Source organism: Mesorhizobium shonense (assembly GCF_040545255.1).
GTDB classification, from domain to species: Bacteria; Pseudomonadota; Alphaproteobacteria; order Rhizobiales; family Rhizobiaceae; genus Mesorhizobium; species Mesorhizobium shonense.
In genome coordinates this window covers 1-13,731 of sequence record NZ_JBEPLM010000037.1, presented here as the reverse complement: position 1 = coordinate 13,731, position 13,731 = coordinate 1, and the positions used below count along the sequence as shown (strand labels likewise).

The following is a 13,731-nucleotide window of genomic DNA, read 5'->3' as shown; positions in this document are numbered from 1 at the left end:
CACGCCATCCTGCACTTTCGGCCAGCGGAACTCGCCATCCTCCAGCCGCTTCGCATAGAGGCAGACGCCGGTGCCGTCCCAGAAGATCAGCTTGACCCGATCCGTTCGTTTCGCCCGGAACACATAGACTGCGCCACTGAACGGATCGGCGCCCATCGTCTCGCGCACCAACGCAGCCAGCCCCTCCGCCCCCTTGCGGAAGTCCACTGGCTTTGTCGCCACCATGACCTTGACGGCGCCCGTCGGCCCGATCACGACGTTGCCTTCAGCGCACGGATCACCGCCGCAACCGTCTTGGCGTCTGCGCCGCGGCCAACCCGCATGGCGATGCCGTCGATCTCAAGCTCGATCACGCCAACGCCGCGGGTCGCCTTCCGCTTCCGCGGCTGCGCTGGACGCGTCGCCGCGGGTTCCGGAGGCGGCGCCGTCACCACCGCCGGCACGAAGGCCGGGGATTCCTGCTGCACCGAAGCGGCCTGTTTGCGCGCTTCGCGCCGCCAGGCGAAGACCTGCTGTGGCCTGAGACCATAACGCCGGGCGACTTCGGAAATGATTGCGTTCGGTTCCAGCGTCTCCGCCACGATCCGCGCCTTATCATCCATCGACCAGTGACGCCGGCCGCCAGCACCGTTGATCACCTCAAAACGCCGAGGCTGCCGCTCCGGGTCAAGCGTAAGGTCAAGTCCAGACACAAGCCTATCTCCGATCCCAATACAGGATCGGCAACCTCACAGATCGCGATCACTCCCGAAAGGTGGCCCGGAAACACCGCTTACAAAACTTCGCTATATTCTTCCATGGTTCGTCCTCCTGGCATGAGGATAGGCTCGACGAGCAACCCTCGCTTCAACACTGCCAGTGTAGGGCGAACCACCTCACAGCCGGCAACCAGAAAGGACATAAGGTCTTACCAGGCATATAGTCGACCTCCCGACGTGGGTGCTTTCGCAGGAATCCGTCTAGACTATTTTGCAGAGGAGCGAATCGAGTACCTAGGGGGCAGGGTGAGTTTTCGATCGGGCTGCTGATCCGCGCTGATCTCGCGAGCCGCTGCGGTCGACGAGCTCGATCCTGACCCTACTTGCTCAACTCATACCAAGAGTCATTTGCTTTAACGGATGTGTGCCCACTGGCGCATTCCAATGGAGGTGATCGTCTCGGGCTGGGCGATGAGTTTTCGCCAAGCCTCGCGGGCGGCCTCGATGATGTCGTTGTAGGTATCGAAGACGTGGTTCGAGAGCCAGTTCTGGCGCATGATCTGCCAGACGTTCTCGACGGGATTCAGCTCCGGCGAGCGCGAGGGCAGGAAGATCGGCGAGATGTTTCTCGGCACCTTCAGCTTGTCGGTCGTGTGCCATCCGGCCCGGTCGAGTAGGAGCACCGCGTGGGCTCCGCGCTTCACATGGCGGCTGATCTCGTCGAGATGTTGCTGCATAGCCCAGGTATCGGCATAGGGGAGCACCAGGGCGGCTCCGGCACCCCGTGCCGGGCACATGGCGTAACGCTGATCTGCGGGTTGTCGGGGTCGGGTTCCCCGGCGTGCCCATTGCCGCACGATGCCGTTCTTCTGGCCAATGCGGGCCTCGTCCTGCCACCAAATCTCGATCGGCTTTCCCTTCGGCAAGGCGGCCAGGTGCGCTTTCAGCGTGCGCGGGAAGTTTTTTTATAAGCCTCAACGATCCGGGCATCCCGCATCGGGTGACGTGGTCGGGCGCTGATGTGGCTGAAGCCGAGTTCCTGGAGCAGCGTCCCGACATAGCGATCGCAATAATCGACATCGAAACGCTCCTTGATGACACGTTGGAGATCGACACGTCGCCAACGAACCACACCGTCTACGGCCCGATCAGGGCCGTCTTCAACGATTTTGGCCAGTTCCACCTTCCGTTTGGCGGAAAGCCGACCTTTCGCGCCGCCGCTCCAACTATTCGTGAGCCCGTCCAGACCCTGCTCGTTGAAACGGTGAACCCAGTCGCGCAAAGTCTGGCGATCCATCCCTCCGATGCGGGCCGCCTCCTCACGGTTCAGGCCGTCCAGCACCGCCGCCAGCGACAGCAGACGTCGGCTTTGCTTGGCGTCTTTCGTCTGCGTCGCGAAGCGCCGCAACGCGCCCGCCGAATAGTCCGTCCGTAACTTCACCGCTGCTGGCATGGTCTGATCCGCGAATCGCTTCTGCACCAACCGAATCATGCCATCCAAAACAATGAAAGCGCCGTGAGTCACCTCATGCCGCCTTTGGTATCAGCCCTGAGACTCGACCATGTTGCCAGTGCTGTCTCGACTCTCTGATGCAATCCATCGACAAGCGCCCGTTCCTGCTGTCTGGGCGGAGTGTAGACTTCAAGTTCGTACGGGAAGCAATAGGCTTGGGCGAAAGAGTTTGTATTCATCTTTACGAGCGCAGCGTCGATCGAGTCCATTTCGCCGGCAAGTTGTGCCAGCTTGGATGCGGATACGCTCATTTTGCCGACATGAGCCTGGTCTGCCGTGCGTGGGCGCCATTTCCTGAGTTCGTTCATCGCTTTGTGGAGCCGATCGATATCCTTCAGTACCGCCAATTGCAGAGCGAACCGTTCCGCGTTCGCCCCTTCCCTCCCAGCGGCGCGGGGATCAACGGCCAAGGTCAAAGGCCGCTCGTAAGTCCTTCCGTCAACACCGAGGCGCACTCTGTATCTGCCGGGAGGGACCAGTACGCCGCGAGCGAACCCGCCATAATAATTAGCTTCCGGAACCTGCTCTGGGTCGCTGGTGCGGAAGTCCCAATAAACCCTGTTCATCCCTGCTTCGGTGGGGATCTTGTCCGAACGAACGGTGTCTGTGACATACTGGGGAGCCTGTTGCTCTTTGCTTGCTTCGATGCTCGAGAGGCGGCGGATCAGCGCGCCATGTACATCCAGGATGTCGAGAGTGACCTCTCCCCGGGGTCTTTTTATCAGCACATAGTCAATCGCGGCTCCCGGGGGCGGGTTCTTGCCAACGGCGTCGGTTGAACCGCGAAAGGTCTGGGTGCCTACCATGTAAGCGGTCTTGGGCGCTAAGAGCATGGCTTCGCGCGCTCCCGCTCCGGCAGTGATCTGGCGTAGCGGCGTTACATTGTCGAGAATCCAAAAACCGCGGCCGTGGGTTGCGACCACCAAATCATCATTTTTTACCATGATGTCGTAAATCGGAGTGGCGGGAAGATTCAATTGCAGCGGCTGCCAGTGAACTCCGTCGTCGAACGAAACGAAGACCCCGCGCTCAGTTGCGGCATAAAGTAACCCTTGGCGTGCCGGATCCTCCCGCACTGCATGGACAATGGCATCTTCGGGTAAATCGCCGGCAATGGAGACCCAGGTCCTTCCGCCGTCAGCGGTTTTGAAGCCTGAAGGCTTCCAATCATCGAGTCTGTGACTGTCGATCGCAACATACGCGGCCTCGGCATTGAACCGTGACGGCTCGATCTTCGACACGAAGGACCAAGGAGCCACCCCGCCCGGCGTGACGTTGGTCCAATGGGTGCCGCCATCACGCGTCATATTGATCAGCCCGTCGTCCGAGCCAACCCAGAGCAGTCCCTTTCTGAGCGGGGACTCGGCAAGCGAAACAATAGCATCATAGCTGCCCCAAATTGCCTTCCACTGCTGTTTGCTCTTGTCATTTCGCGTGAGGTCGGGGCTGATCGCGGTCCAGTTGTTGCCCTGATCGGCCGATTTCCACACCATCTCAGATGCGGCGTACAGCACGTCCGGATCGTGCGGTGAGAGCATCAGAGGGGAGTTCCACCAGTTGAAGCGGTGCGCGAGTTCGGCGCCCACTCCCCAGGGGTCGGGAGCAGCCGAAACGCTGATGTTCTGCCACTGTTCCTTCTGCTTGTCATAGCGGCCGATCATCTCGGCGGTCGCCGAAAAGATAATCATCGGATTGCGCGGATCCGGTATGACGAACCCAGTTTCTCCGCCGCCCGCCGGATACCACGAGCGAGGCCCGATTGCCCCTTCGCTGGAGTAGGAAGCGATTGCTATGTTCCCAAAGTCCTGCTGCGCGCCGTAGACCCAATAGGGAAAACGATTGTCGGCGCCGACATGATAGAATTGGGCGAGCGGCTGATTGTCATATGTCGACCAAGTCTGTCCTTCGTCGATTGAGACGCTGGCGCCGGCGTCGCTGCCGCTGATGATCCGACCCGGGTCGGCTGGGTCGATCCATAGATAATGATGATCATAACCAGGAAATGGTGCAGGGGCGAAACTCTTGCCACCATCCGTCGAACGCTGCACCGCAGTATTGACAATATAAATGGTGTCCGCGCAGTGGGGATCGGCAAAAACCTTTCCGTAGTACAAGGGCCTGTTCCGAATTCGCCAGTCGTCGCTAGTCCGGACCCAGTGCTCACCACCATCGTCTGATCGGTAGAGCCCTCCCCCGTCGGGCTCTCCGATTGGCGGGCTACCGAACAGCTTATCCGACCAATCGGCCTCGATCAGCGCGTAGACACGACGCGAGTCCGCGCCCGAGACCGAAACCCCGATCCGTCCTAACGGCCCGTTAGGAAGACCGTTGCCTTTTAGTTCAATCCACGTTCTGCCTCCGTCCTGCGAGCGGAACAAGCCGCTCCCAGGGCCTGCCGAGATATCCCCCCACGGACGCATGCTGACCTGCCACAGTGAGGCATAGACAATGTCGGGATTGTCCGGATCATAAGTGACATCGGCAGCGCCGGTGTTTTCGTCGCGATAGAGAACCTTTTTCCAGCTCTTGCCGCCATCGGTGCTTCTGAACACACCTCTTTGTGAATTAGGGCCGAACGGGTGCCCGATCGCAGCCACGAGCACGATATCGGCATTTCGGGGATCCACGACCAGCTCGCCAATCTGGCCGGTGTCGGACAAGCCGATATGGGTCCAGCTTTTTCCGCCATCGATCGACTTATAGACTCCTCGCCCATTGGTGATGTCGTTACGCAAAGCCCCCTCCCCGGTGCCGACATAGATTACCTGATGATTAGACGGCGCGACAGCAATCGCCCCGATTGAACTGTCGGGCACCTGATCGAAGATTGGCGTCCAATGTCCTCCATTGTCCTGCGTCTTCCAGACACCGCCCGCCGCCGCGCCGAAGTAGAAGAGACCAGGCTCACCGGGTACGCCGGTCACCGCAATCACCCGTCCCCCACGAAAAGGACCGATGTGCCGCCAGCGCAGCGCTTTGAACAGGGCAGGATCAATCCATCCGGATTTTAATGTTTTCATCAAAATGTACCTGGTTACCGATTCAGATCACCAGCCGCCCCACCGCTCCGGAAGTATTGTATCCCACCGCCGGGGCGGCCGATCTCCCGCGTGCGCGCTGCGACCCATTTCACGAATTTCATAGAGCTAGCGGCGGCGCATTGCCGCACGTCGGCGGAGCCAAACGCGGGCGGCCACCATCGCTGCGACTGCGAGCGCGACCGCAATGTAGAGCATCTCGGTGGTGCCGTCGCCCCCATCCGGGGCCACGCCAAAAATCCGCTCGATAAAATCCATGTCTGTCTCCTTCCCGGGAATGTTGAATAACGTGTCTACAGCACCGAACCGTGTGGCCCTGCAACGGAAGCGAGCTGAGCACTGCCCGCCATCTCTTGCCGTCCCGGAAATTCCGCGGATGGAGCGCGCACATGGCAGGCCACGACCCGCCCGTCTGCCATTGGCACCGATGGCGGCACCGTGGTCCGACAACGCTCGACCGCGAACGGGCAGCGCGGGTGAAACGCGCAACCGCTCGGCGGATTGATGGGGCTTGGCACCTCGCCCTCGACTGGGGCCTCCAGCCGGACACGCGTTGGGTCCGGTACTGGTGCTGCCGCGATCAGCGCCTCGGTGTAGGGATGGACCGGCTTGGTGAAGAGAGCCTCGCACGGGGCGAGTTCCACGATACGCCCCAAATACATGACCGCCACACGATGACCGATATGCTCCACAACGCCAAGATCATGCGAGATGAAAACGAAGGCAATCCCCGTTTGCTCCTGGAGGTCCATGAGCAGGTTCAGTATTTGCGCCTGCACCGAGACATCAAGCGCGGAGACCGCTTCGTCCGCGATGATGATCGAGGGTTTGAGGGACAGCGCGCGCGCAATCGCAAGCCGCTGGCGCTGACCGCCTGACAATTCCGAGGGAAGCCTGTGCATGATCTCGGGCGCAAGGCCTACCTTTTGCAAGAGCTCCGCCGCGAGGGCTTGGCGCTTTCTGTGGCCCAGACGCTCGAAGTTCTCGACGGGCTCTGTGATGATCTGAGCGGCCGTTAGCCGTGGATTTAGCGACGAATAGGGATCCTGAAACACCATCTGCATCCGACGGCGCCAATTCCGAAGCTCGTTTTTCTTCAAGCTTGCAATATCCGTTCCCTCGAGCAGCACACGGCCATTCGTCGGATCCACGAGTCGCATCAAGAGCCGTGCGACTGTGGATTTGCCGCAACCGGACTCGCCGACAATGCAGAGGGTCTCGCCCGCTCCGACAGAAAAGGAGACATCCTCGACTGCCCGCACGACCAATGGATCTCTATTGAAGATCCCCCCGCCGAGTGGATAGTGCTTGACCAGTTTCTCGACCTTCAACAAAGGAGCACTCATGCGCTCACGACGTCCTTAGCATGCCAGCAGGCGGCTGCATGATCCGCGCCGTAGTCCTCAAGAATTGGCGCCTTCTCCCAACAGACTGCGGTCGCGAACGGACAACGTGGTGCAAAGCTGCATCCGACAATAGGCTCGCGCAGGCTCGGCACGATGCCCGGAATTTCCGGCAGGCGGCGCTCTTTTCCATGTCGCCTATCAGGGACCGAGCGCATCAGAGCCTTTGTGTATGGATGCACGGGCCGCGCGAAAAGATCCGCCACCGTTGCCTGCTCGACGATACGGCCGGCGTACATCACGATCACGCGCTGGCAGGTTTCGGCCACTACGCCGAGGTCATGGGTGATGAACATCACCGCAGTTCCCGTGCGCTCCTTCAAATCGACGATCAGCCGCAGGATCTGCGCCTGGATAGTGACATCAAGCGCTGTCGTTGGCTCGTCGGCGATCAGGAGTTCGGGCAAACAAGCAAGCGCCATGGCAATCATGGCGCGCTGGCGCATGCCGCCTGACATCTCGTGGGGGTAGTTGTTCGCACGGCGTTCGGGATCCGCGATGCGCACGAGGCGGAGCATCTCTTCGGCCCTGGCCAGTGCGGTCGACCGGGAGGCGCCAGTGTGGATTTGCACCGCCTCCGCGATTTGGCGGCCGACCCTGTAGACCGGATTGAGGCTCGTCATCGGATCCTGGAAGATCATGGCGATCTTGTCGCCACGGATCTTGCGCATCTCCCGCTCTGAGAGATCGAGGAGATTGTGGCCGTGAAAACGAACCTCGCCGCCCACAGTCCTGGCGGACGACTTCGGCAGTAAGCGCAGAATGGACAGCGCCGTCACGCTTTTTCCGCAGCCTGATTCGCCGACTACGCCAAGCGTTTCGCCTTTCTTCACCTGGAAGCTGACCCCGCCTAAGGCGCGGGTGGTACTCTCTCCCCCGAAGAAGTGGGTCTCGAGATCTCGAACATCGAGAAGCACGTCGTTCTCGATTATTCTATCCTCCCTGAATTGTTGCATCAGCATCTCAGTGCCTCCGTTTCGCGCGGGGATCGAACACGTCGCGTAGGCCATCGCCGAGGAGATTAACCGCCAAAACCGTGACCGCGAGTAAGATGCCGGGAGCGAAGATCGTCAGCGGGGCGGTGGCGAGATAGAGACGCGAACTGGAGATCATATTCCCCCAACTCGGGATCTCAGGTGGTACGCCGACGCCGAGGAAGCTCAGCGCGGCCTCGGTCATGATTGCATCCGCACAGACAAGGGAGCCTTGTACCATGAGCGGTGGGATGGTACTCGGAAGAACATGTCGCCACAGAATTTTATGCAGTCGCCCACCGCCGCAGACCGCGGCGTCTACGTAGGGACGCTCCCGCACGCTTAAGACCACTGAGCGCACAAGGCGGGCCACGCTTGGCGTTTGAGGGATTGCGATGGCAGCGATGAGCATCTCAATCCCCGGCCCGGTCAGTGAGATGAGCGCGATCGCAAGTAGAAAGGTCGGGATCGACATCAAGGCGTCCATAACCCGCATAATGACATTATCAAAGCTTCGAACGTAGCCGGCGACGACGCCGATCAGCATCCCGACACACGCCGACACGAGCGCCGAAATTAATCCGACCATAAGCGATACGCGCGCGCCGTAGATCGCTCGGGCGAACACGTCCCGGCCCAAGTTGTCCGTCCCGAACCAATGTTCATCGGACGGCGGCTGCAGTCGGAAAAAGGGATCCATGTTTACTGGATCGCGTGCAAAGAGAGGGGCAGAAATCGCTAGAGCGATCAGAAGGGTCAGGAGACCCGCGCCGATCAAGACAACCGGATACCGGCGTGCAAGATGAGCGAGGCCGCCGATCCGGAACCGGTCCGGTTGCCCAGCGCTCATTAAGGAATTCGTGAACGACATGTCAGTACCTAATTCGAGGATCGACCAGCGTGTAGGCGAGGTCGACCGCAAGATTGATGAGAACGTAGATGCCCGAGATGAGGATGAGCACGCCTTGAATGATTGGGTAGTCGCGATTATTGATCGCGTCGACAACAAGCCGCCCTATCCCAGGAATGTTAAACACTGTTTCAGTCAGCACGGCACCGCTAACCAAATAAGCGAAGCTGAGGCCGATAACCGTGAGGATTGGTGCTGCTGAATTCTTCAGGGCATGGTGAAACAGCATAGCATACGGGGACGCGCCCTTGGCCGCGGCCGTACGCATGTAATCCTCAGACAGCACCTCGAGCATACTTGCTCGCGTGATCCGAGTAATGAAAGCAATATAAGCCAAACTTAACGCGATCGTAGGCAAGATTAAGCGAGCAAGCCAGGGGCCTATGCCATCGTTGATTGATGCATAGCCTTGAACCGGCAACCATCGCGTCTGAATAGCAAAGAAGTAAATAAGGCAATAGCCCACCACGAACACCGGAACAGAGTAACTAAGGGCTGAAAACGCGATCAGGACGCGGTCGAGGATGCCTCCGGCTCGCCAAGCCGCGAGGATTCCAAACGTCACTCCAACGGTTACCGAAACGAACAGTGTCGAGAGCGAGACTGAAAGGGTCGGCTGCAGTCTTTGCCGGATGAGTTGGAGAACAGGACGCCCGGCAAAAACCGACGTGCCTAAATCCCCATTCAGCAGGTTCCCCGCCCATCGCCGGAACTGCACCGGTAGTGGCGCGTTGAGTCCAAGTTGCTCCCGTATATCCGCAACAGTTTGGTCCGTGGCTGACGGTCCGGCGATGATGTCTGCGGGATCACCCGGCGCCAGCCTGACAAGTAGGAAGATGAACACCCCGACCATCGCCATAACGACGATGGCCGAGATCATTCTGCGAAAGATGTACGTAACCAAAACTCAGTCCTTTCGCATATTCCACATCAGCAAACGTCCTGCCTGCACGCCGAAAAGGCCAGTGAGGTCCTTTCGGTATGCCGTTAGCGTGGGAACTTGCCCCAAGTAAGCCGTACTCGCATAGTCCCACCAAATCTGCTGCATTTCGCGTGCCAGAGCGCGGTGCGCTTCGATTTCTGTGACATCCGCCCATTTAGCTCGAAGAACCTCATATTGGTCGGCCTGAGGCCAGCCAACCCAGCCCTGTTCGCCATTCATTGCCATGATTGCAGCAGAGTTGGGATTAGTTAGTGAGAAGTCCGGAAGGAAGCTGATAAAAATGCTCCAGCCACCGTTTTCAACCGAGTCTTTCTTAGCCCTCCTGGCAACAAGGCCAGCCCAATCGCTAGATGCTAGTTCGACGTTCAATCCGATCTTACGAAGTTCCGACGCCAAGAATAGCGATGCATTATGGCCCTCAGTCCAGTCGGCGGGGTCGAGAATAACAACTTTCTCGCCAGCATAGCCAGCCTCTTGTAGTAGTTGTTTGGCCTTCTCCGGGTCGCCGCCCTTCTGGAACCAGTTGGTGTTTGCGTCGTTGGAAAATGGCGTATTGATTCCAAACAATGATGTCACATTGCGATTGCCCTTTAGAGATGGATTAATGACACTCAGGAACGCATCTTGATTAATAAGATGCAGCACCGCCTGCCGGGCCTTCACGTTGTCAAATGGCTTCTGAAGACAATTCATACGCAAGAAATAGTCGGAACCCGACTTGTATAGATTTTCGAGCACAAGGTTCGGGTCACTTTCGACGACAGGGAAAAGATCGGCGGGAGGCTCAACGAGGACATCGACTTCGCCGGCTTGCAGCGCAGCCATGGCCGTTTGCGGATCGGGGAGCTTAACCCAAACTACGCGGCGAGCCCTAGCGATTTTGGCCCCGGCCAGTTCGTCGGGAGCATCGTCGCGCGGGACGTAGCCATCATACTTGTCAAAAGTGATGCTCGCTCCGGGTGCATAGAGTTCCTCATTAAATTTAAATGGCCCGGAACCAATATGCGTGGTTACCGCATCCGTAGGAGGGTGACGAGCATCTTGTTCACGCAGGATGAAAAGCGGGTACGTGACAACCTGCGCAAGTTGATCAATCAGCACTCCGAGCGGTTTCTTTAATGTGATTACGAAGGACTTTTCGTCGAGCTTTGAGACATCCTTCATGCGCTCATTCACGAGTTGCCCGCCGGGCGTTTGGAACCAACGGCGTAACGAAGCAACACAATCCGCAGCCGTCACCGGGGTGCCATCGTGCCAGCTTAGCCGATCACGAAGGGAGAAGGTATAGGTCTTCTTGTCGTCGGACACACTCCAACTATCCAACATTTGCGGCTGCGGAACAAGCTTTGAATCGAGTCCAAATAACATATCGTAAACACCGAACGCGTAGTCGACAGTATTCGAGTCAGTCGTTGTGTATGGGTCGAGAATTGTGGGCAGACTTCTTGACCACCTCACCGCGTCTCCTTCGGCATCGGCTTGAGCTCGAAGTATTGAAGGAAACGACAAGGTCGCTCCCACGGCTATTAGGCCCGTATTGACAAGTGTCCGCCGAGTGATATTCATTTCCTCAGTTCCCCTTTGTAACTAATATCTCATGGATGTGAAGCAGCCCCGTCATCTCCGGCCACGATCTCCCACTTGGCCGGCTTTTTATAGGGCAACTCCATGATGTGCCGGACCTCTCCTATTCTGCCATCCGAACCTCAGAAACTCACCGATGGAAAGCGATATTTGCTATTCAATTCTTTGTGTAAGAGGCTTCGATCCGTGGCTAGGCTAGGGTTGTCCGCTTTCAATCTAAGCCATACCTTCCGCTAAGCGACAAATAGCTCAGAACTATTGTAGGCATAGATGGCATCTATTCATGTGCCTCTCCTTCGCGCCAATCGACGCAATGAGATAATTGCCTTGCGCAAAGGCAGCCACAAACACGTATTTCGCCTCGTTCAGTTTATAGATGGAAGGCCGATCGCAGGTATAACAGGTATAAGCGGGGTGCTGTCTCAAATCGCAAATCGGCGCGCTGCCTGAGTTTTGGCTAGTTTGCCCGTCGAACCTGTTGGACGGCAGAATTCCGATCGAAATGCTCAAGGAGGATCGGATAGCAACGGTTAGCTCCGCAGCAGAAACGTCTGCAAAGGTCTGTGATGAACAGAGCACTAGGTGAACGTTATATACAATATGTGCAATTATGCGGGTGCTGGTGTCATTTATATATTTAACTGCTAAATAAGCTTCGGATTACCGCAGTTATAGGAATCTGTAGTTTGTTATACGCAAACAAGATATTACAACCGCGGGCTTTGCCCTGGGCGAAGAAGCCGTCGCGGCTGCGCAATTCGCCGAGCTGGGCTGGATCGGAGGCGAGACGCCGGGCCGCACTCGTCGCGTCGTCGCGGGCGATGATCTCGTCGAGCCGCGCCGTGGCCGCCTTCGGATCGCGATAGGCTGTCTGCAGGTAGATCGTGCGGTCAGCCAACTCGCGCCGCACCTGGGCATCCTCCGAAACAGCGGCGGCCACGCTCCTGTCGCCAAGGCCACTGCGGAGACTGTCGCGGCGAATGCCGTCGGCGCCCTGCCCGTCGAAAGCCGGCACGAGAATGTTGCCCTCGGTCGACCGCGCCGCGTGACCTGCCCCGTGATTGGGCGACTCGTTTCCGGTTGACGGTGCAGCCTCCCAGGTGCCGGCAGGCCGGGCGGCGTCTGCGGTGCGCTCCATCATTCCCTCTTTGTTAGTGGCATCCTTCCGCGCGCCCCTTCATGAGGGGGCGCCTGTGCCTAGTTTGGTCTTTTGCTCGGGCGTCAGCTCATCCGCTGTCGCATAAGCCACTGACGCCGACTTGATCTCGTTGCGGCCGATCTGGCGTGCCGGTTGCCTGAGATCGCGCGCCGTCTCGGTCGCCACGAACGCTTTTGCGCTTTCCCGTTGCCTTGTCACGCGACATAGCTCGAGATCGCCCGGCAGTGATGCGTGTGCATGAGATAGGTGTGATCGAATAGATCGTGCCGGCATAGCCGTGCCGGAAGCCGTTAAGCTCCGATGCGTTCCACTCGACCTTCGCCCCTCCCGGCCCGCGGCCGCCTCGAGCGTCACGCCGATGCGGCCGAGATTGCGATCGATCTTCGTAATGACGCCGGCATTGCCGTTATAGATGCCGACGCCTTTCAGCGTGTCGGTGAACTGTAACCGATCACCCACCGCCATGTTTGGTCGTGAAGATAAGATCCTCGCCGAGCTCACCGCGCTGTTTCCGGACCCCGCGCGGATCCTTGTTCAGGGCATCGACATCCCGTGGTATAGGCGAACACGAACTGCGATGCGTTCGGATCCACCGCCGTATCCTTCGCCCACTGCTCGACCAGCTTTGCGCCCAGTTCCTCCTGCTTCGATGTCCAGATGACGGACTTGTTCCGGGCGAAGGCACGCAAGGCTTGCTCGAACCGTCCGTCCGCAAGATCCCGCGCCGCCTCGCGCTGCCAGTCGGCATTTTGCCGCGTGACCTGCGTAACTCGGTCGAGCCGTGCTCCTTCTTTTCAGTTCGGTGAAAAGCCCCGCCGCGCTCGATCGAACCTAGCTGCCGATCGTCCGGCCAGAATGACTTTGGCGCCGGAGAGCCGCGCCTCGCGCAACACCTCGCCAGTCACCTTCGCATCCATCATCGCGGCTTCGTCGACCGCGACAAGGGTACGGCGGTCCCAAGCCTTCCTGCTTAATCTGTTTCCGGCCGAAAGTCGCTGCAATTCGCCTGCGCGTTGGTGAGTGAGCCAGCAAGCATGGCCTTTTCGAGGGAAGAATTTTCCAGCGTTCCGGGGATAGGCACTGTCGATGCCTGCGATAGTTCCGACCTATTTGTCCTCCCCACTTGGCAGAAGTACTTCAGAGAGCAGAAGAGTTTTTGGTCGGCGCGATAATTGCCGAACAGCGCATTTGGGGATGCGCTGTCGCCGAGTTTATACAATCCAAAGGAGACTTCCACATGAAAGCAAAGAGATGGTTTTTCGAGGAGCCCCTAGCTCAGGCGGATCCCGAAGTGGCGCGGTACATCTTGGCAGACGAGTCGAGGCAGCGTAGCCAGGTGGAATTGATCGCCCCGAAGAATTACATGAGTAAAGCGGTGCGGGAAGCGATGGGGTCAATGGTGGTATTCACCACAGTTGAGGGCTATCCGGGAAAGCGATACCACGCCGGCGTCGAAAACGTCGATGCCATTGAACGCCTCGCTATAGAGCGAGCCAAGGCGATGTTCGG

The 13,731-nt window shown here is 58.6% G+C and carries 14 protein-coding genes and 1 pseudogene; 2 read left to right on the top strand and 13 right to left on the bottom strand.

Going from position 1 to position 13,731, the window contains the following annotated elements:
* The 10 genes from tnpB to ABID26_RS36605 all read right to left on the bottom strand — a co-directional run.
* Positions 1 to 255: IS66 family insertion sequence element accessory protein TnpB (gene tnpB / locus ABID26_RS36650; protein WP_354418356.1), on the bottom strand; the 255-nt coding region annotated here is incomplete at its 3' end.
* Complete coding sequence (gene tnpA, locus ABID26_RS36645) at positions 252 to 692, bottom strand: IS66-like element accessory protein TnpA (RefSeq protein WP_354418355.1); 441 nt, start codon at positions 690 to 692, stop codon at positions 252 to 254. The genes tnpB and tnpA, both read right to left, overlap by 4 nt.
* A 419-nt stretch (positions 693 to 1,111) precedes the next feature.
* Positions 1,112 to 2,151, bottom strand: a protein-coding gene (locus tag ABID26_RS36640) for an IS630 family transposase (RefSeq protein WP_354418359.1) whose coding sequence is annotated in 2 segments (ribosomal slippage) — positions 1,112 to 1,665 and positions 1,665 to 2,151 — 1,041 coding nt in all. Because the reading frame shifts where the segments join, the coding sequence is not laid out codon by codon here.
* Between the two features lie 68 nt (positions 2,152 to 2,219).
* Complete coding sequence (locus ABID26_RS36635) at positions 2,220 to 5,231, bottom strand: WD40/YVTN/BNR-like repeat-containing protein (protein ID WP_354418353.1); 3,012 nt, start codon at positions 5,229 to 5,231, stop codon at positions 2,220 to 2,222.
* Positions 5,232 to 5,357: 126 nt separating this feature from the next.
* Positions 5,358 to 5,507 carry a hypothetical protein gene (locus ABID26_RS36630; protein ID WP_354418351.1) on the bottom strand — a complete coding sequence of 50 codons (150 nt, stop codon included), beginning with the start codon at positions 5,505 to 5,507 and terminating at the stop codon, positions 5,358 to 5,360.
* Positions 5,508 to 5,542: 35 nt separating this feature from the next.
* The gene (locus ABID26_RS36625; protein WP_354418349.1) at positions 5,543 to 6,595 is read right to left on the bottom strand and encodes an ABC transporter ATP-binding protein; all 1,053 of its coding nucleotides are present in this window, start codon (positions 6,593 to 6,595) and stop codon (positions 5,543 to 5,545) included.
* Positions 6,592 to 7,614: an ABC transporter ATP-binding protein gene (locus ABID26_RS36620; RefSeq protein WP_354418347.1), complete on the bottom strand. Its 1,023-nt coding sequence runs from the start codon at positions 7,612 to 7,614 to the stop codon at positions 6,592 to 6,594. Before ABID26_RS36620 ends, ABID26_RS36625 begins: the two co-directional genes overlap by 4 nt.
* 1 nt (position 7,615) lies before the next feature.
* Positions 7,616 to 8,476: an ABC transporter permease gene (locus tag ABID26_RS36615; RefSeq protein ID WP_354418357.1), complete on the bottom strand. Its 861-nt coding sequence runs from the start codon at positions 8,474 to 8,476 to the stop codon at positions 7,616 to 7,618.
* Positions 8,477 to 8,498: 22 nt separating this feature from the next.
* A complete protein-coding gene (locus ABID26_RS36610) occupies positions 8,499 to 9,440 on the bottom strand; it encodes an ABC transporter permease (protein ID WP_354418346.1) in 942 nt (313 codons plus the stop codon).
* A 3-nt stretch (positions 9,441 to 9,443) separates the two neighbouring features.
* Positions 9,444 to 11,045, bottom strand: a complete 1,602-nt coding sequence (locus ABID26_RS36605) for an ABC transporter substrate-binding protein (protein WP_354418344.1) — start codon at positions 11,043 to 11,045, stop codon at positions 9,444 to 9,446.
* Between the two features lie 288 nt (positions 11,046 to 11,333).
* On the opposite strand from ABID26_RS36605, the gene ABID26_RS37125 reads away from it, so the two are divergent.
* The gene (locus ABID26_RS37125; RefSeq protein ID WP_435528651.1) at positions 11,334 to 11,513 is read left to right on the top strand and encodes an antitoxin Xre/MbcA/ParS-like domain-containing protein; all 180 of its coding nucleotides are present in this window, start codon (positions 11,334 to 11,336) and stop codon (positions 11,511 to 11,513) included.
* 187 nt (positions 11,514 to 11,700) lie between these two features.
* Here ABID26_RS37125 and ABID26_RS36600 read toward each other — a convergent pair whose 3' ends face one another.
* From ABID26_RS36600 to ABID26_RS36590, 3 genes are read right to left on the bottom strand one after another with little or no spacing between them, the layout of a single operon-like run.
* A complete protein-coding gene (locus tag ABID26_RS36600) occupies positions 11,701 to 12,201 on the bottom strand; it encodes a hypothetical protein (RefSeq protein WP_354418342.1) in 501 nt (166 codons plus the stop codon).
* A gap of 39 nt (positions 12,202 to 12,240) precedes the next feature.
* Positions 12,241 to 12,687, bottom strand: a complete 447-nt coding sequence (locus ABID26_RS36595) for a hypothetical protein (RefSeq protein ID WP_354418340.1) — start codon at positions 12,685 to 12,687, stop codon at positions 12,241 to 12,243.
* A gap of 32 nt (positions 12,688 to 12,719) precedes the next feature.
* Positions 12,720 to 12,911: a hypothetical protein gene (locus ABID26_RS36590; RefSeq protein ID WP_354418338.1), complete on the bottom strand. Its 192-nt coding sequence runs from the start codon at positions 12,909 to 12,911 to the stop codon at positions 12,720 to 12,722.
* Positions 12,912 to 13,459: 548 nt separating this feature from the next.
* Here ABID26_RS36590 and glyA point away from each other — a divergent pair.
* Positions 13,460 to 13,731, top strand: a pseudogene (gene glyA, locus ABID26_RS36585) (serine hydroxymethyltransferase); the annotation flags it as partial.

Coding starts and splice junctions, on each gene's coding strand:
- ABID26_RS36630 (WP_354418351.1), bottom strand. CDS start 5,507: ATGGATTTTATCGAGCGGATTTTTGGCGTGGCCCCGGATGGGGGCGAC.
- ABID26_RS36600 (WP_354418342.1), bottom strand. CDS start 12,201: ATGGAGCGCACCGCAGACGCCGCCCGGCCTGCCGGCACCTGGGAGGCT.
- ABID26_RS36595 (WP_354418340.1), bottom strand. CDS start 12,687: ATGGCGGTGGGTGATCGGTTACAGTTCACCGACACGCTGAAAGGCGTC.
- ABID26_RS36635 (WP_354418353.1), bottom strand. CDS start 5,231: ATGAAAACATTAAAATCCGGATGGATTGATCCTGCCCTGTTCAAAGCG.
- ABID26_RS37125 (WP_435528651.1), top strand. CDS start 11,334: ATGGCATCTATTCATGTGCCTCTCCTTCGCGCCAATCGACGCAATGAG.
- ABID26_RS36615 (WP_354418357.1), bottom strand. CDS start 8,476: ATGAGCGCTGGGCAACCGGACCGGTTCCGGATCGGCGGCCTCGCTCAT.
- ABID26_RS36605 (WP_354418344.1), bottom strand. CDS start 11,045: ATGAATATCACTCGGCGGACACTTGTCAATACGGGCCTAATAGCCGTG.
- ABID26_RS36625 (WP_354418349.1), bottom strand. CDS start 6,595: ATGAGTGCTCCTTTGTTGAAGGTCGAGAAACTGGTCAAGCACTATCCA.
- ABID26_RS36620 (WP_354418347.1), bottom strand. CDS start 7,614: ATGCTGATGCAACAATTCAGGGAGGATAGAATAATCGAGAACGACGTG.